Below are 16,338 nucleotides of genomic sequence, written 5' to 3'. Positions count from 1 at the left end.
ACCAGAGCCAGACACCGAGCCAGAGCCACCAGCGCCAGACACCGAGCCAGAGCCACCAGAGCCAGACACCGAGCCAGAGCCACCAGCGCCAGACACCGAGTCGGAGCCGCCGAGGGCGGTCACGGTGACGGAGACCTGGCGGTCGACCGCGGCCAGGATGGCGGGGTGGCCCGGCTCCACGACCGCGTACTCGCCCGCGGCGAACAGCTTGCCCGGGGCGTGCCGGGTGACCGCCGCGCCGGTCGCCGTCACCGGACCTCGCTGTGCAGTCGGGCCCCGGGGCCGCACCGGGCGACGACGACCGGGCAGGAGGCGGCGGCGCGGACCGCGGCGGCCACCCGGTCCGCGTCCGAACTCCGGCACAGCACCTTGGTGTTGGGGCCGGCGTCCAGTGTCGCGTAGGCCGCAACGCCGTCCTGCCGGAGCTGTTGCACCGCGTCGAGCACGGTGAGCGTGGCCGGGGTCAGATAGCGCACCGCCGGGCGCGCCGCGAGCATCGTCGCGTGCATGCCGAGGGCATTGCGTTCGGCGATCTCCCCGACCGCGTCCAGGTCCGCGCGCAGCAGGGCCCGGCGCATCTCGGCGAGGTCGGCCCTGCTGGAGTCGGCCCAGCCCTGGTACAGGGGCGAGGTCCGCACCGTGCGGCGCATGGCGTCCCGGCTGGAGACGGGCTTGGGTCCGGTGTGCAGCAGAGCGATCACCAGGGCCGGGTCGAGGCCGGCGACGGGCACCGGTTCGGCGTACGAGGCGAGATCCGGGTCCGGGGCGTCGGCCGCGCCCGCGTACCAGACGGCGAACCCGCCGTGGAGCGATCGTGCGGCGGAGCCGGAACCGCGCCGGGCCAGCCGGGACAGGTCCCGGGTGTCGTAGCGCAGTCCGTAGGCGGCGGCCGCGGCCACCGCCAGGGCGGCGAACCCGCTGGCCGAGGAGGCGAGTCCGGCGCCGGTCGGCACGGTGTTGCGGCTGTCCACCACGGCCCGCTCGGCGCGTCCCGCCCGCTCCCGCACGAGGTCGAGGAACGCGGTGACGCGGCGCCGCGCCTCCGCCTGCGCGGGCCTGCCGTCGAGGGTCACCTCGTCCGCGGGCGCGTCCGGCGCGAGCCGGACCGAGGTGGTCGTCGCGAAGACGTCCAGCGTCATCGACAGGCTGTCGGTGTACGGCAGGACCAGCCGCTCGTCGCGCTTGCCCCAGTACTTGACCAGCGCGATGTTCGGATGGGCGACGGCGGTCGCGCCGCCGGCCAGGACCAGGTCGTCAACGGGCATGACCGGTGAACCTCTCCACGGGGACGATCCAGGTCCGCACCGCACCGGCGGCGCTCAGCCGGCTCGCGGTCTGCCGCGCCCGCTCCGCGTCACCGGCCAGGGCGATCATGCAGCCGCCCAGTCCGCCGCCGCTGATCTTGGCGCCGAGGGCGCCCGCCGCGTGGGCCGCCTCGACCAGGGTGTCGATCCGGTCCGTGCTCACGCCCACCCCGGCCAGCAGTGCGTGACAGTCGGTCAGCCGGGCGCCGAAGTCGGCGTCCCGTCCGGCGGCGAGGTCGCGCACGGCCGCCCGCGTCAGCTCCGTGGCCCGGCGCACGAAGTCCGCCCGGGTGTGCGGTTCGCGTGCGAAGCGGCGGCGCAGCAGTTCGACGGCGTCCTTCGTCCGGCCCGCGACTCCGCAGTCCGCGACGACGACGGCGCCGTCGAAGCCGATCCGCGGCTCCCGGGCGAAGCCGCCGGACAGCAGCACGGGGAACGGCGAGCCGGTGACGAGTGTGTCGATGCCGCTGGCCCGGCCGTGGGCCACGTTCTCCGCGACCTGGACCAGGTCGAAGATGCTGCCGGGGTCGAGCGTGACGCCGTACAGATCGGCCAGTGCCAGGACGACGGCCCGGGCGCAGGCCGCGCTGGAGCCGAGCCCCCGGCCCGCCGGGATGCCGCAGTCGACGAGCACGTCGACATGCGGGCCGCCGCTGACGCCGGTCGTCTCCTTGAACTCGGCCACCAGGCGCCGCAGTCCGTCCGACGCCTCCATCGCGACCGGCCCGGACTCCCCTGCCACGGTGAAGGTGACGTCGCCCGGCTCGGCGGAGGGGTGCGGGGACAGGGCGGCGCTCGCCGTGACCGTCAGTTCCGGTACGGGAAGCGCGAGCGCCGGGGCGCCGTAGACGACCGCGTGCTCCCCGAGCAGAATCACCTTTCCGTGGGCGCATCCGATGCCGAGTCGGCGGCTTTTCGAATTGCTCGGCGTGCCCTGTGCCGAAGTCGGCAAAGTCAACGCGCTCAACCCCCTCTGTTTTCTACGGCGTTGAATCGACGGGACTGCAAACAATGTCGGCGGCCGGGGTAATGCGGTGTCACCGCGCTCGCTGGGTCGCGCGCAGTGCCATGTCGGCCAGCCGGTCCAGGGCGTGTCCGGCCGCACCGCTCGACCGCAGGGCGGTGAGCGCCCGTTCGGTGCGGCGGGCGATGTCCTCCTCGACGAGGTGCACCGCGCCCACGTCGACGAGAAGGGCCCGGATCGTGTCGAGTTCGTCGTCGCCGAAGGGCGTGCCGACCTTCGCGCGCAGCAGCGCCGCCCCGGCCGGGTCGCGCCGGTCGGCCTGCCGCAGTGCCTGCGCGAGCAGCACGGTCCGCTTGCCCTCGCGCAGGTCGTCGCCGGAGGGCTTGCCGGTCACCTCGGGGTCGCCGAACACGCCGAGCAGATCGTCGCGCAGCTGGAAGGCGATGCCGATGTCGGCGCCGAACGCGCGATAGGCGGACACCAGCGGTTCGTCGGCGCCGGCGATCGCGGCACCGAAGTGCAGCGGCCGTTCCACCGTGTACGAGGCCGTCTTGTACCGGTCGATGCGCAGTGCCGTCGCCAGGTCCTCGGCGCCGCTAAGCGCTCCGCTGGAAGAACCGCACTGTGCCGTCGGTCGGCTGCGGCACCGTCGTGGCTGGTCGCGCCCACGCGGCGGAGCCGCATATGTCACAGCCCCGCGCCCCTTCAGGGCGCTGCCGAACCGCCGGCGACTGCGCCCGGCCTGCTTGGCCTCGGCGGTCAGGTCGAGCAGTTGCCCGCACAGCACCTCGGTGCGCATCGCCGACCACACCGGGCCGACGCGGGCCTGGGTCCGGTCGGGCAGCCCGGAGCCGCGGACCAGGTCGTCGGCCCAGGCCAGGGCGAGGTCCCCGACCAGGATCGCGGTGCCGGTGCCGGACTCCGCCGGGCTGCCGGACCAGCCCCGCGCCCGGTGCCGGCCGGCGAACGTGATGTGCGCGGCGGGCCGGCCGCGGCGGGTCTCTGAGGCGTCGATGATGTCGTCGTGGATCAGCGCGGAGGCGTGCAGCATTTCGAGGGCGGCGCAGGCGCGGGCCACCGCGGGGGCGGACGGGCCGGCCTCGTCGCCGCCGGCGCCCAGCCAGCCGAGCCAGGCGAAGGCGGGCCGCACCCGCTTGCCGCCGCTCAGCACATAGTCCGCCAGCTCGGCGACCGCGTGGGCCACGCCCTCCCCCATCGCGTCGGCGTCCTCGCGGCGGTCGGTGAGGAACCGCCGCAGGGCCGCGTCGAAGAGCTCGGTGCTCGCGACCGTCTCCGTATGCCCGACGGCCATGGCCTCAGCGCTCCGCCAGGACGAAGAAGGCCAGCGCCGCGGTCGTGAAGCCCAGCACCACTCCGTGGTACGGCAGGGAGAGGGCGTGAGCGCGGACGGTGGCGAGGGCCGTCTCGAAGGGCCCGCGGGTGCCCCGGGTGATCGTCCAGATGAACCGCTGGGCCACCAGCCAGACGACGAGGTAGAGGATCAGCCCCCAGGTGAAGCCGAACTCCAGCCAGGCCCCGGCGAGAACGAGGAGCGCGCCGAGGGCCAGCATGGTGGACTGCACCCGCATCGCCTTGTTGATGCCGAGGGCGAGGACGTAGGTGCGGATGCCGAACTGCTGGTCCTCCAGGTAGTCCTCGGCGTGGTTGGTGACGAACGACCCGGTCAGTGTCAGCGACAGACCGACGACGATCACCACGCTGCCCCATTCGAGACCGTGCTCGAAGGAGCGCAGGGCGAACAGGCCGGGGATGAACACGCACCCGAACTGCAGGGTGGGCAGCTGCCAGAGGCCGGCGCTCTTGAGGTGCAGCGGCGGCAGCGAGTACTGCACGCCCATCAGCCAGCCGGCGAACGCGATCGGCACCAGGTCCCAGTGTCCGGTGCGGGCGGCGAGGAAGACGGCCGCGGCGAAGTACAGGGTGGTGGTGACGGCGATGTGCGCGATGACCTTGCGCACGCCGAGACCGTAGATGGCGCGCGGCTGCCGGGACTTGTAGGTGGCGTCGAGTTCGCGGTCGGCCAGGGCGTTGAGCATGTCGGCGAGTTCCATGTGCGTGACACAGAACAGGAAGGCCACGAGCGCGTTCAGCGAGGCCAGTTCGCCCCAGGTGTGGGCGCCCAGCACGGTCGGTACGAGGCCGATGACGACGTGGATCGGCAGGAACTCGATACGGCGTATGACGAGGGCGTACTTCAGGCGCGTGCCCAGCGGGGCAGGCTCGGGGGGTACGCCACGGGTGTCGGTGAAGACCTCGGTGAGTCTCGCACCCAGGGTGGTGGCGCTGGTGGTGGACATGGGTGTCCGTCCCTTTCTGGCTGCTTGGGCGTCGTACGGCCTGCTACGGGCGTCGTTCGACCGCCGCGCGGTACTCACGGGTGATGGTGCGCAGTTCGGTGGACACATCGGTGTCCAGGCGGCCGGCCAGCGCTCGTTCGGAGCGGTCCATCCTGCGGTTGGCGTGCACGATCGCGGTGGTGGCCGGGCGGCGGTCGTCCTCGTAGCGGCGCAGCGCGGCCACCGGGTCGTCGTCCTCGGCCAGTTGGGCGGCCAGCGCGACGCCGTCGCGGATCGCCTGGCTGGCGCCGTTGGCGCCGATCGGGTACATCGGGTGCGCCGCGTCGCCGAGCAGGGTGACCCGGTGTTCGCCCCAGGAGGGCAGCGGGTCGCGGTCCACCATCGGGTAGTGCAGGATCTGCGGGCTCGCCGCGAGCGTCGCCCGCACGTCGAGCCAGTCGAACTCCCAGTCCGCGAAGTGCGGCAGCAGGTCCTCCAGCCGGCCGGGGCCGGCCTCGAAGGTCCCGTCGTCGCCGCCCTCCACGGAGGCCAGGCACACCCAGTTGAGCAGGACCGAGCCGCGCTGGGCGTGCCGGTGCGAGCAGGGGTAGGCGACGATCCGGTTGGCGCGGTCGTCGGCCGCGATGATCATCGTCCGCCCGTCGATGAACTCGGGCAGCTCCGTGAGGCCGCGCCACATCCGTACCGACGTGGTGCGCAACGGCGGCTCGTCCGGGTGCAGTTGGGCCCGCACCGCCGAGTTCAGCCCGTCCGCGCCGACCAGGGCGGAGGCCTCGACCGTCGTCATGTCGCCGACGCGTACGGTCACTTGGCCGTCCGTCTGCTCGAACCCGCGGACCTCGGCGCCGGTGCGGACGGCGTCCGCGCCGAGCCGCTCGCGCACCGCGTCGAGCAGCAGCTGTTGCAGTTCGCCGCGGTGGATGGAGTACTGCGGTGCCGGATGACCGGCCGCCACTCCCCTGGGCTCGGTCCACAGGGTGGCGCCCCGCCGGTCGAGGTAGCGGTGCTCGCGGGTCGGGATGCCGGTGGCCGCGAGCGCGTCGCCGAGGCCGAGCGCGATGAGCTCGGCCACCGCGACGGGCTGGATGTTGATCCCGACGCCGAGCGGCCGGATCTCCGGGGCGCTCTCCAGCACGGTGGCGGTCAGACCGCGGGCGTGCAGGGCCAGTGCGGCCGTGAGTCCTCCGATGCCGGCGCCGGCGATCACGATGCCGGACGGGGCTGCCTTGGTCATGGCGGCTGTCACCTTTCTGGGCAGGTGAGCGGGGTACGGGTCAGGGGGCGACGGCCACCGAGACCACCGAGTACACGGCGGCCGCGGGCCTGCCGAGTGCGGCCGTGCGCTGCATGTACTCCTGTGCGGCCGGGTCGGCGAGCGAGGCCTGGACGTCGTCGGGGCCGCGCCACTGGGCGTAGTTCACGACCCGGCTGCCGTCCTTGGCGGCGAGGATGTGCGCCGACACGAAACCGGGGCGGTGCCGGAACACCTTGTCGAGGCCCTCATTGAGCACGGCGACGAGTTCTTCCTGCTTCGCCGGCTCCACGTCGAACACATTGATGACGGTGACGAGATTGTCGCTCGCGCGAATTACGGATTCAGTCATGCTGCCGAAACTAACGACCGTCAAAAGGCCCCGGCAATACATGCGTTGACTCACCGGAGTGCGCGCAGGATTGGGTTCCGGCGGATATTCCAATTGTTAGGCGAGTGACGTCCGGCCGTCCAGGCCGAAGCCCTCGTAGCCGGCCGCGGTGATCTCCCGCAGCCGCTGCCGGTAGGCGCCGATGCCGCCGAAGTAGAACAGCGTGCGCAGCTTGCGGCCGGGTATGTTCGTGCCGAAGATCCACGACTCGGTCTGTGCGAACAGGCTGTGCTCGGCCATCTGGCGGCACATGCCGGTCCACTCCTCCTCGGCGGCGGCCGTCGCCTCGATCCGGGCGATGCCGCGCCGCTCGGCCGTCCCCACCATCTCGGCGATCCACTCGATCTGTGTCTCCAGGCCCGGCGGCAGGTTGCAGAACACACTGCCCGGCCCGAACACCATGAACAGGTTGGGGAATTCATGGACGGCGATGCCGAGGTAGCTGCTCGGGGCCTCGCCCCAGTGCTCCTCCAGCGTCACTCCCCCGCGCCCGCGGATGTCCACCTGGTGGTAGCTGCCCTCCATGGCGTCGAAGCCGGTCGCGCACACGAGGACGTCCAGTTCGTGTGCGGTGCCGTCCTCGGTGATCACGCCGGTGGGGGTGATCCGCGCGATCGGGTTCTCCTTCGTGGCCACCAGCGTCACGTTGTCGCGGTTGTACGTTTCGTAGTAACCGGTGTTGCAGATCGGACGCTTGGCGTAGAAGTCCGTCGGGGAGAGCTTGCGGGCGGTCTCCGGGTCGTGCACGATCTGCCGGATCTTCGACCGGATGAACGTGGCCGCCGACTCGTTGGCGGCCGGGTCGAAGGCGAGGTCGGCGAAGGTGCCGAACATGAAGCGGAAGCCGTTGCCGGCCGCCCAAGCCTCCTCGTAGACCCGCTCCCGCTCGGCCGCGGTGACGCTCATCGCGGGTGTCTGGCTCTCCTCGAAGCCGCAGCCGACGCGTGAGGTGAAGACCTGCTCCCAGATCTTGTCGTAGTTCTCCCGGACGTCGGCGAGATAGTCGTCGCCGAGCGGGCCGTCGCCGGAGGGGACGACGTACTGCGCGGAGCGCTGGAACACGGTGAGGTGGGCGGCGGTCCGGGCGGCGGCGCAGATGAACTGGGTGCCGGTGGAGCCGGTGCCGATCACGCCCACGCGCTTGCCGGTGATGTCCAGGTCCGCGGGCCAGGACCCGGTGTGCACGACCGGCCCGGCGAAGCTGTCCAGCCCTTCGATGTCGGGGTGGTTGGCGCTCGACAGCGGGCCGAGCGCGCTGACCACGTACCGGGCGGTGAACTCCGCGCCGCCGTCGGTCCGCGCGGTCCACAGGCCGCTGGTCTCGTCGTAGGCGAGCGACTCGATCGCCGTGTTCAGCTGGATGTCCCGGCGCAGATCGTGCCGGTCGACGACCGCCTCCAGGTAGGCGAGGATCTCCGGCTGGGTGGCGTAGCGGGTCTTCCACTGCCACTCCTTGAGCATCTCCTTGTCGAAGGAGTAGCGGTAGACGACGCTGTCGACGTCCGCCGCGGCGCCGGGGTAGCGGTTCCAGTACCAGGTGCCGCCGATGCCGCCGGCCTTGTCGAAGGCCCGTACGGTGAGGCCGGCTTCGTCGCGCAGCTTGTGCAGCATGTAGATGCCGGCGATCCCGGCACCGATGACGATCGAGTCGAGGTGGGTCGGTTGATCGGTCATGACGGCCTTTCGGTGGATGCGGACATGACGGGGCCGACGGTCGGGCTGGAGTCGGTGGTCAGGGCTGGAGTCGCTGGACTCGCCACCCCGTGGTCGTGATCTCGTAGCGCAGCCGCCGGTGCAGGCGGGTTTCCGCGGCGGACCAGAACTCGACGGAGTGCGGGCGCAGCCGGTAGCCGGCGAAGCGGTCCGGCCTCGGCAGCGCGGTGCCGGTGCCCTCGTGCCGGTGGGCCTCGTCCAGCAGGCGCCGCGGGTCGTCGAGCGGGTCGCTCTGCCGGGAGGCGGTGGTCATCGGGTGCAGACCGGGGTCGCGGCCGTGCCAGAGCCGGTCGTTCTCCGCGTCGTCCAGTCGTACGGCGGGACCCGACAGGGACAACTGCTGCCCCGTCTCCCGCCAGTACAGAAGGCCCGACGCCCATCCGGTCTCGGCGATCTCGCGGCCCTTGCGGCTGGTGCTGTGCGTGGTGAACAGCAGTCCCTCGGCGGACACGTCCGTGACGAGGACGATCCGGGTGGAGGGGCGGCCGCTGCCGTCGGCGGTGGCCAGGGCCAGGGCGTACGGCTCGCGCACGCCGCGTTCGACGGCCGTCGCCAGCCAGTTCAGGACCAGCGGCATCGGTTCCGGCGGCGGGTTGTCGTATTCGGGGAAGTCGAGGTCGACGGCTCCGGTGAGGCTCTCCAGTTTGCTGCTCACGTGTCCCTCGTCAGACGTGGATGGTGCCCTCGGCGGCGACCGCGCCGTAACCGCTGACCCGGATACGGGCGATGGCGCCGGCGGCGTCGGTGGTGGCCTCGGCGAACATCACCGAGTGGCGGCCGAGTTGGACACCCTGGTGGATCTCGACGGTCTTGCCGTACTCGGCGAGTCCGTGCCGGGCGAGGTGGACGGCCAGCGGTCCGGCCGCCGAGCCGGTGGCCGCGTCCTCGACGACGCCGTAGGCGGGCGAGAACATCCGCATCTGCCAGGCCTCGCCGTGCGGGGCATAGCAGTTGGCGGCCATGTCGGGGAAGGCGGCCAGCGCCCGGTGGTCGGGGTGCAGCGCGGCCAGCGCCGTGACGTCGGGCAGGCCGACGAACACATGCCGGGGGCCGTTGCGGTAGATCTCGACGGGCTGGGTGGCGGAGTCGAGGCCGAGGGCCGCGAGCAGGGCGTCGGCGTGCTCGTAGGGGCGCCACTCGGGGATCGGCTGCTCCATGGCCGCGTGGGCCACGGTCCGGCCGGGGCTGCGGGCGACGTCGAACGGCACGACGCCCATCGCGGTCTCGAAGCGCAGCCGGTCGGTGCGGGCGTCCAGGGCCACCGCGACCGCCGTTCCGAGCAACGGATGCCCGGCGAAGGGCAGTTCGTTGACCGGGGTGAAGATCCGGACCCGCAGGTCGGCCTCCGCGGTGGTGGGCGGCAGCAGAAAGGTCACCTCGGAGAGGTTCATCTCCCGGGCGATACGCTGCATCTGACTCTCCGTCAGATCAGCCGCGTCGAAGAAGACGGCGACCGGGTTGCCCCGCAGGGGTTCGTCCGCGAAGGCGTCCACGACGACATACCGGTGCCCGGCGGCCCGCTCCCGGCCGGCGCCCCGGACGGCGGCCTGCACCTCGAACCGTTCGCGGTGCGTCACGGGGCCGCCGATCAGCCCGGCCGCCCTGTTCTCCGGCAGTACGTCGGGACGCTCGCCGTCCCACACCATCACCGCGCCCCAGCGGTTGCCGGCCCGGTCGGCGATCCAGTACTTCTCGTGCAGGCCGGCGACCTCCTGCCAGCTGCCGACGACTCCGTCCTCGCCCAGATGCCGCTGGAGACCGTCCACCGTCACCGGGCGGCCGTCGAGGTCCCACCAGGCGATCTCCAGGTTCATGGACGTCTCCGGCTCAGTCTCTGTCATGCGCCAGCACCCATTCGGTCAGGTCGGTCAGGATTCGTGGTCCGTCGACGGTGAGCAGTGACTCGGGGTGGAACTGAAGCGAGGCGAACCGGTGTCCGCGCAGCGCGTGCACCGCGCCGTCGTCCGGGTCACGGCTGATCTCCACGGGCCCGGCGGGGCCGCCGTCCTGATGGTCGGCGCCGGCCCGGGCCTCGAAGGTGTTGTAGAAGCCGACGCGTTCGGACGCGCCGAACAGGCCGATGTGCCGCTGGACGCCCTGGTTGGGGCGGGCGCGCCGCACCACCGGCAGACCGAGCCGCCGGCACAGCACCTGGTGGCTCAGGCAGACGGCGAGCACCGGGCGCCGCTCGGCCATCAGGCCGCCGATGATCCGGTCCAGGGCGGCGATCTTCGGATCGTCCAGGGCGCAGGGGTCGCCGGGTCCGGGACCCACGACGACCAGGTCGTGGTCGCGTGTCTCGTGCGGTTCGTCGAAGCGCCGTACGGTGACCGCGAGTCCGAGCGCCCGCAGCTGGTGTTCGAGCATCGAGGTGAAGGTGTCCTCGGCGTCGACGACCAGCGCCTTGTGCCCGTCCAGCCGTTTGGAGCGGGCGTAGCGGACGGCGTCACCGGTGGTCCAGAAGGCGGCGATGCCGTCGTTGCGGCGGCTGAGGCGGGAGAGCACCTCCGGGTGGCCGGCGAAACTCCGGCCCTGTCCGGCCTCGCCGAAGGCGGCCAGCAGCGCCGAGGCCTTCGCCCGGGTCTCGGCCACCTCGCCCATCCGGTCGGAGTGCCGTACGAGGGTGGATCCGACCGACAGGGACAGGCGTCCGCCGGGGTCGATGGCGGCGGTGCGGATGAGGATGGCGGAGTCCAGTGTGCGGCGGCCGTCCCCGTCGCTGCCGACCAGGCCGATGATGCCGCTGTAGTAACCGCGGCCGCCGGGCTCGTAGCGCTGGATCACCCGCGCCGCGCTCTCGACGGGGCTGCCGGTCACCGTGGGCGCGAACATGGTCTCGCGCAGCACCTCGGGAACGCTGCGGTCGGTCCGCCCCCGGATGTGGTACTCGGTGTGCGCGACCCGTGCCATCTCCTTCAGGTGCGGGCCGGTCACCTGCACGGTTCCCGGCACGCAGAGGCGGCACATCATCTTCAGTTCCTCGTCGACGACCATGTACAGCTCCTCCGCCTCCTTGCGGTCGGCGAGGAAGCCGGTCACGCCGTCGAGCGTAGGACCGCCGTCGGGGTAGCGGTAGGTGCCGCTGATCGGGTTCATCATGACGACCTCGCCGGCCAGCCCGACGTGGCGTTCCGGCGAGGCGCCGACCAGGGTCACGCCCGCGGTGCGCACCAGGAAGGTCCAGTACGCCCCGCGCTCGGCGGCGAGCAGTTCCCGGAAGGCCGACAGCACGACGTCGGGGCCGTGGTCGGTGAGTTCGGCGAGGTAGGTGCGCTTGATGACGAAGTTGGCACCCTGGCCGGTGCCGATCTCGTCGGCGAGGACCGCACCGACGGTACGGGCGTAGGCGGCGTCGTCGACGTCGAAGTGCCCGCCGGTCAGCTGCACCCGGCGGCGCGGCAGCCGGGCCAGCACGGCGGCGAGGGGGTGTTCCTCCTCGCCGGTCACGCTCATCGCGATCAGCGGGGTGCCGTCGTCGGGGGCGGGGTGACCGCGCTCGGCGAGCTGGCGGTAGGGCACCACGATGAGCAGTTCGTTGCGGGCCCGGCCGGGGTCCGGGGGCCCGGCGAGGCCGAGCGCGTCGAGCGATGCGGGGTGCGCGGTCGTCCCGGTGACGACGTGCACACTGCGCCCGTGCTCGCCCGCCCGGCAGATCAGCGCGTAGTCGCCGGCGGTGCCGTCCAGTACGGCGTCGAGCAGGTCCGCGGTCACGGCACGAGTTCCTCGGCCGTGGCGACCCGGGCGCAGCAGCTTGCCGTGTACTCCAGGGTCATCCGGTGCTTGGCCGCGGAGAAGTCGCCGATGGCGTCGCCGGCCAGGAAGACCTGTACGTCGTTGCTGTAGGCCTCCAGCGCGGTGGTGAGGATGCCGACATGGCCGTAGACCCCGCACACCACTAGCTGGTCGCGGCCGGCGGCGCGCATCCGCTCCAGCAGGCCGGTGCGGAAGAAGGCGCTGTAGCGCCATTTGACGAAGGTCCAGTCGTCGGGGGCCGGGGCGAGCTCGGCGGTGATCGCGCGGTCCGCCTCGGTGCTGGTCATGCCCGGTCCCCAGAAGTCCCGGAGCAGGCCGCGCTCCTGAGGCGTCATCCGGCCGGGCTGGGCCGTGTAGGCGACGGGCAGGCCGCGGTCCGCGCAGCGTTTGCGCAGGGCGGCGGCGGTGTCGACAAGCCGGGCCCGCATAGCGGGCTCGAAGGCGCCGAGGAAGTAGTTCTGCATGTCGTGGACGAGGAGCACGGCCCGTTGGGGCTCGACGCGCCAGTCGACGAGGTTGGCCGGCATGTCGTACCGGCCGGGAAGGTCGTACGGATCGACCCTGAAGGTTCTTAAGGTCATGCTCATGACAGTCCCCCTGTCGTGAGAACGGACTCGCCCTGCGGATCGCCGACGCCCGACCAGGCCGCGACGACCTGCGCGGCCTGGCCCGGATCGAGCCTCGGATCACACAGGGTGGGTGTGCCCTGGACCGCCGCGCTCGCGTCCGGCGGGCCGCCGACACATTCCCGGACGGCGTAGGGGCTGGCCTCCAGATGGAGCCCGTGTCCCCGTACGCCCGCCCGCGCCAGGGCCGCCACGAACCGGCACACCTCGTCGACGGCGGTCGCCACATGCCGGGTCTTGGTCCCGTCCCGCCGCTTGATGGTGTTGGCGTGCAGCGGATCACAGAGCCACAGCACCGGATGGCCGGCGTCGCGGACCGCGCGGGCCAGGGCCGGCAGCCGGTCGGCGACGGCGGCCGGCCCCATCCGCACGATCAGCGTCAGCCTGCCGGGCTCCCGGAGCGGGTCCAGACGCTCGCACAGGCCCAGCAGTTCGGCGGGGGTCATGCCCGGTCCGACCTTGCAGGCGACCGGGTTGACGACCGCGGAGAGCAGCTCGACATGGGCTCCGTCGAGCTGCCGGGTGCGTTCGCCGATCCACGGCCAGTGGGTCGAACCGAGCAGCATTCCCTCGCCGTCGACCGCGCGCAGCTGCGGCCGCTCGTAGTCCAGCAGCAGGGCCTCGTGACTGGTCCACAGCAGGGTGTCGGCGTCCCGCTCGGCCCAGTCGCCGTCGGCCCGCCAGCCCAGGTGCTGCATCACCTCACGGGCCGTCATGAAGCACATCAGCAGCCGCAGCGGATCGGGCCGTCTGCTGTGCGGGTCGGGGTCGGGGAGGTTGACCATGTGGCCGCGGTAGACCGGGAGGTGACCGACGCCGTCGATTTCCTCGACGGGCACCGAACGGGGTTTGGCGAACTGCCCGGCGATCCGGCCGACGCGGACCACCGGGAGGCCGGCCCGGGCGCCCATCAGGTCGGCGAGCCGGTGCGCCAGGGCGGACTTCGCCTCGATGTGGGTCTTGCGGCATTCGTCGGGGTGTTCGGCGCAGTCGCCGGCCTGGAGAACGAGCGCCTCGCCGCGGGCGGCCGCCGCGAGCGAGGCGCGCAGCGCGCGGATCTGTTCCGGGCCGACGAGGGAATCGGTGGCCGCCAGGACGTTGCGTACCTGGGCGACCTGGTGCGGAGCCTGCCAATCGGGTTGCTGGGCAGCGGGGAGCCGCTGCGTGGAAGCACGTCGATATGTCACGTTCGAACCCACCCCCGTGGGTCACCGGAGCACGAGATGCAGGCACGCTGCCGATTCAGGTCGGTATTCCTTCCCGAACGATGCGCGGCACCTCGATACCGAGGGAGCGGAACTGCTGCACCGGGTTCATGAATTCCCGCTGCTGCTTGATGAGTCCGTTCTCGAAACGGAAGTAGTGCAGGAAGTGATTCTCGTACAGGCCTTCCGGGTAGCCGGGGAAGCGGATCTTCCCGACGCCGTTGCACTCCACCCAGAACTGGTCCGGGTCCTGGGTATCGAAAATTTCGACATCGGTCCACTGCCAGTCCGGGAAGCACTTCAGCGACCAGACCGCGTGCTCGCCCAGCCGGTCCCTACCTCGAATGACGATGGGTTCACCGGTCTCTGTGGTCCACAGACCACCCTGCCCGTCCTCGGTGAACAATTCATGACGCCGCAGCCTGTCCTGGCCGCGCGTATTCATGTACCGGGCAACAACACTGCGATTGTGATCGCGATTCCGAGTGATTTCTTCGGCCGTTACAGGAGTGTGCGGGTCAGCCATTTTTCTCCTGTCGCATTTTTGGGTCGGACCTGCCTTGCCCATTGACGCTCGCGGACAGTACCAACGCGCCCTCCGGCGCTGCAATTTTCGGCTGCCTCATCAGAATGCGCGCGTTCCGCTTGCGCCTTGCGCAAACCAAACGGAATATCCCCTACCGCTATTAATGAAACGGAGGGGTTTCTGAAGAAACTGCGAACATCACGAACGGCACGGGCCGCTGGCTAGGGAAGGGTGCCGAGCTCTTCGAGCCGCGACCGGAGGAACTCGCGTTCGACGGAGTTCTCGGTCCGGGCGAGCGCCTCACGGTAGGCCGCCCGGGCCTCGTCGACCCGGTGCAGCCGGCGCAGAAAGTCCGCGCGGGCCGCCGCGAAGTACTGATAGCCCGTCAACTGCGGCTCCGCGGCCAGCTCCGCGAGCGCGTCCAGACCGGCCTGCGGGCCGTACGCCTGCCCGATGGCGATCGCCCGGTTCAGCGCCACCACGGGCGAGGGCCAGACCTCCAGCATGCTGTCGTACAGGTCCACGATGCCGCGCCAGTCCGTGGCCTCCCAGCTCGGGGCCCGGGCGTGCACGGCCGCGATCGCCGCCATCAGCGCGTACCGGGTCGGCGGCCGGTGCCGCGCGGCGGACCGCACCAGCCTGAGCCCTTCCTGGATCTCCTCCGCGTACCACAGGGTCCGGTCCTGCTCGGAGAGCAGCGCCAGCGAACCGTCCTTGCGCGTCCGGGTCAGCCGCCGTGCGTCCGTGAGCAGGATGAGCGCCAGCAGCCCCGCCGCACCCGACTGTCCGGGCAGCAACTGGTGCAGCACCCGGGCCAGATGCAGCGCCCGCTCGACCAGGTCACGGCGCTGCAAGCGGTCACCGGACGGCGCCGTGTACCCCGTACTGAACACCAGGTGTACGACATCCAGCACCGCGTCCAGCCGGGTCGGCAACTCCTCCGGGGACGGCTCCCGGTACGGGATCTTGGCAGCCTTGATCTTCTTCTTGCCGCGGGTGATCCGCGCGGCCATCGTCGGCTCCGAGACCAGCAGCGCCCGGGCGACCTCGGCGGTGGACAGCCCGCACACCAGCCGCAGGGTGAGCCCGATCCGGGTGTCCACGTCCAGCGACGGGTGACAGCAGGTGAAGATCAGCCGCAGCCGGTCGTCGGGGATGTCCTGGTCGGTGAAGTCCAGATCGGCGGGCGGGGCGATGTCGTCCCCGGCGAGCAGCGGCAGCTTGCCGCGGAGGGTGTCGTGGCGCCGCACGGTGTCCAGCGCGCGGCGCCGCGCGACGGTGGTCAGCCAGGCCTCGGGCCGCTTGGGCACACCCTGGTCGGTCCACTGGACCAACGCCTGGGCGTAGGCCTCCTGAACGCACTCCTCCGCCAGGTCGAGGTCGCGGGTGATACGGGCCGTGGCCGCCAGCACGAAGGCCCACTGCTGGCGGTGGGCCTTGGCGACGGCGGCGGCTACGGCGGATTCGGCGGGCACTGCGGGGGGTCGGGAACCGTCACCCTCAGGCATGCGGGAGGGAACGGATCGGACGGATCTCCACACCACCGTTGGGTACGGGGATCTGCCGCGCGACGGAGATCGCCTCGTCGAGGTCGTCCGCCTCGATCAGGAAGTAGCCGGCGACGACCTCCTTGGACTCCACGAAGGCGCCGTCGCTGATGCTCACCCCGCCGTCGATGTCGGGCCGCACCGAGGTCGCGGTGGACGTCGGATGCAGCCGCTGACCACGGCGCACCTGTGCTTCGTTACGGCGCATGAAGTCCTGAAACCGGGTCACCAACGCGGCGTCCTGCGCCGGTTCCAGCTCGCTCGTCCGGGCCTCGTCCTCGTAGACCAGCAACAGGTACTCCGCCACTTTTCGAGCCCTTCGCTTCGATGGGTCACCGGCTGCTCACGCTACCGCACCGATCTTGCCGGTCCGTGCCCAAGCTGCCCAGGCCCCCGGCGGTCTACGCCTGCCCGGTCTCGAAGCGGGAGATGCGGCCGTCGTCCTCGATCTCGAAGTGCCAGCGGGTGCGCATCTCGCCCCAGGTGTCGTTGCGGTAGCGGGCGACCAGGTCGCGGCCGCCGCGGGACTCGTTGTCGACCTCCATGTGGCCGTGGGAGGAGAAGATCTCCCGGTCGATCCAGTCGGTGAGGTCACGGTCGGAGCCGTCGTCCGACATCGTCGCGTCCGGCGCGAGCAGGCCCATGAAGGCCTCGCGGTCGTGGGCGTTGACGGCGCTGACGAAGGCGCGGACGGCCGGGTCGCTGAGTTTGGCGGGCTGAATCGTCATGTCCGCCAGAC

The 16,338-nt window shown here is 71.6% G+C and carries 16 protein-coding genes; all 16 read right to left on the bottom strand.

The features are described 5' to 3' along the window. Positions 1-248: 248 nt before the first annotated feature. The gene (gene mvaD / locus AB0Q90_RS06495) at positions 249-1,265 is read right to left on the bottom strand and encodes a diphosphomevalonate decarboxylase (protein WP_363159518.1); all 1,017 of its coding nucleotides are present in this window, start codon (positions 1,263-1,265) and stop codon (positions 249-251) included. After that, positions 1,255-2,181 carry a mevalonate kinase gene (mvk, locus tag AB0Q90_RS06490; RefSeq protein ID WP_363159519.1) on the bottom strand — a complete coding sequence of 309 codons (927 nt, stop codon included), beginning with the start codon at positions 2,179-2,181 and terminating at the stop codon, positions 1,255-1,257. Before mvk ends, mvaD begins: the two co-directional genes overlap by 11 nt. Before the next feature lie 160 nt (positions 2,182-2,341). Continuing rightward, complete coding sequence (locus tag AB0Q90_RS06485; protein WP_363159520.1) at positions 2,342-3,580, bottom strand: polyprenyl synthetase family protein; 1,239 nt, start codon at positions 3,578-3,580, stop codon at positions 2,342-2,344. Between the two features lie 4 nt (positions 3,581-3,584). After that, positions 3,585-4,586, bottom strand: coding sequence for a UbiA family prenyltransferase (locus AB0Q90_RS06480; RefSeq protein ID WP_363159521.1), 1,002 nt, complete (start codon positions 4,584-4,586; stop codon positions 3,585-3,587). A 43-nt stretch (positions 4,587-4,629) separates the two neighbouring features. Continuing rightward, the gene (locus AB0Q90_RS06475; RefSeq protein ID WP_363159522.1) at positions 4,630-5,820 is read right to left on the bottom strand and encodes a flavin-dependent oxidoreductase; all 1,191 of its coding nucleotides are present in this window, start codon (positions 5,818-5,820) and stop codon (positions 4,630-4,632) included. A gap of 40 nt (positions 5,821-5,860) precedes the next feature. After that, the gene (locus AB0Q90_RS06470; protein ID WP_363159523.1) at positions 5,861-6,190 is read right to left on the bottom strand and encodes an antibiotic biosynthesis monooxygenase family protein; all 330 of its coding nucleotides are present in this window, start codon (positions 6,188-6,190) and stop codon (positions 5,861-5,863) included. A gap of 96 nt (positions 6,191-6,286) precedes the next feature. Then, entirely contained in the window at positions 6,287-7,903 is a 1,617-nt protein-coding gene (locus AB0Q90_RS06465) for an NAD(P)/FAD-dependent oxidoreductase (RefSeq protein ID WP_363159524.1), read from the bottom strand. A 58-nt stretch (positions 7,904-7,961) separates the two neighbouring features. Then, positions 7,962-8,597: a phenazine biosynthesis FMN-dependent oxidase PhzG gene (gene phzG, locus AB0Q90_RS06460; RefSeq protein WP_363159525.1), complete on the bottom strand. Its 636-nt coding sequence runs from the start codon at positions 8,595-8,597 to the stop codon at positions 7,962-7,964. Positions 8,598-8,607: 10 nt separating this feature from the next. Continuing rightward, entirely contained in the window at positions 8,608-9,783 is a 1,176-nt protein-coding gene (locus AB0Q90_RS06455; protein ID WP_363159526.1) for a PhzF family phenazine biosynthesis isomerase, read from the bottom strand. Beyond that, positions 9,770-11,653: an anthranilate synthase family protein gene (locus AB0Q90_RS06450; protein WP_363159527.1), complete on the bottom strand. Its 1,884-nt coding sequence runs from the start codon at positions 11,651-11,653 to the stop codon at positions 9,770-9,772. The genes AB0Q90_RS06455 and AB0Q90_RS06450 overlap by 14 nt, the downstream gene beginning before the upstream one ends. Beyond that, the gene (locus AB0Q90_RS06445; protein ID WP_365732706.1) at positions 11,650-12,282 is read right to left on the bottom strand and encodes an isochorismatase family protein; all 633 of its coding nucleotides are present in this window, start codon (positions 12,280-12,282) and stop codon (positions 11,650-11,652) included. Before AB0Q90_RS06445 ends, AB0Q90_RS06450 begins: the two co-directional genes overlap by 4 nt. Further along, a complete protein-coding gene (locus AB0Q90_RS06440) occupies positions 12,279-13,508 on the bottom strand; it encodes a 3-deoxy-7-phosphoheptulonate synthase (protein WP_363159529.1) in 1,230 nt (409 codons plus the stop codon). Before AB0Q90_RS06440 ends, AB0Q90_RS06445 begins: the two co-directional genes overlap by 4 nt. Positions 13,509-13,563: 55 nt before the next feature. After that, positions 13,564-14,052, bottom strand: a complete 489-nt coding sequence (locus tag AB0Q90_RS06435; RefSeq protein WP_363159530.1) for a PhzA/PhzB family protein — start codon at positions 14,050-14,052, stop codon at positions 13,564-13,566. 221 nt (positions 14,053-14,273) lie between these two features. Then, positions 14,274-15,527 (bottom strand): sigma-70 family RNA polymerase sigma factor, encoded by a 1,254-nt coding sequence (locus AB0Q90_RS06430; protein WP_363159531.1) that lies wholly within the window; start codon positions 15,525-15,527, stop codon positions 14,274-14,276. A gap of 25 nt (positions 15,528-15,552) precedes the next feature. After that, on the bottom strand, positions 15,553-15,906 hold the full coding sequence (locus AB0Q90_RS06425; protein ID WP_363159532.1) for a YciI family protein: 354 nt from the start codon (positions 15,904-15,906) through the stop codon (positions 15,553-15,555). A 94-nt stretch (positions 15,907-16,000) separates the two neighbouring features. Beyond that, a complete protein-coding gene (locus AB0Q90_RS06420; protein ID WP_363159533.1) occupies positions 16,001-16,327 on the bottom strand; it encodes a nuclear transport factor 2 family protein in 327 nt (108 codons plus the stop codon). Between the last annotated feature and the right edge of the window lie 11 nt (positions 16,328-16,338).

Origin of the sequence: Streptomyces sp. NPDC079141, from assembly GCF_040686775.1 — a bacterium.
In the GTDB taxonomy this organism is placed as follows: Bacteria; Actinomycetota; Actinomycetes; order Streptomycetales; family Streptomycetaceae; genus Streptomyces.
This window is presented reverse-complemented; position numbering and strand designations above follow the sequence as displayed.

Coding starts and splice junctions, on each gene's coding strand:
- mvaD (WP_363159518.1), bottom strand. CDS start 1,265: ATGCCCGTTGACGACCTGGTCCTGGCCGGCGGCGCGACCGCCGTCGCC.
- AB0Q90_RS06485 (WP_363159520.1), bottom strand. CDS start 3,580: ATGGCCGTCGGGCATACGGAGACGGTCGCGAGCACCGAGCTCTTCGAC.
- AB0Q90_RS06480 (WP_363159521.1), bottom strand. CDS start 4,586: ATGTCCACCACCAGCGCCACCACCCTGGGTGCGAGACTCACCGAGGTC.
- AB0Q90_RS06475 (WP_363159522.1), bottom strand. CDS start 5,820: ATGACCAAGGCAGCCCCGTCCGGCATCGTGATCGCCGGCGCCGGCATC.
- AB0Q90_RS06470 (WP_363159523.1), bottom strand. CDS start 6,190: ATGACTGAATCCGTAATTCGCGCGAGCGACAATCTCGTCACCGTCATC.
- AB0Q90_RS06465 (WP_363159524.1), bottom strand. CDS start 7,903: ATGACCGATCAACCGACCCACCTCGACTCGATCGTCATCGGTGCCGGG.
- AB0Q90_RS06455 (WP_363159526.1), bottom strand. CDS start 9,783: ATGACAGAGACTGAGCCGGAGACGTCCATGAACCTGGAGATCGCCTGG.
- AB0Q90_RS06445 (WP_365732706.1), bottom strand. CDS start 12,282: ATGAGCATGACCTTAAGAACCTTCAGGGTCGATCCGTACGACCTTCCC.
- AB0Q90_RS06435 (WP_363159530.1), bottom strand. CDS start 14,052: ATGGCTGACCCGCACACTCCTGTAACGGCCGAAGAAATCACTCGGAAT.
- AB0Q90_RS06420 (WP_363159533.1), bottom strand. CDS start 16,327: ATGACGATTCAGCCCGCCAAACTCAGCGACCCGGCCGTCCGCGCCTTC.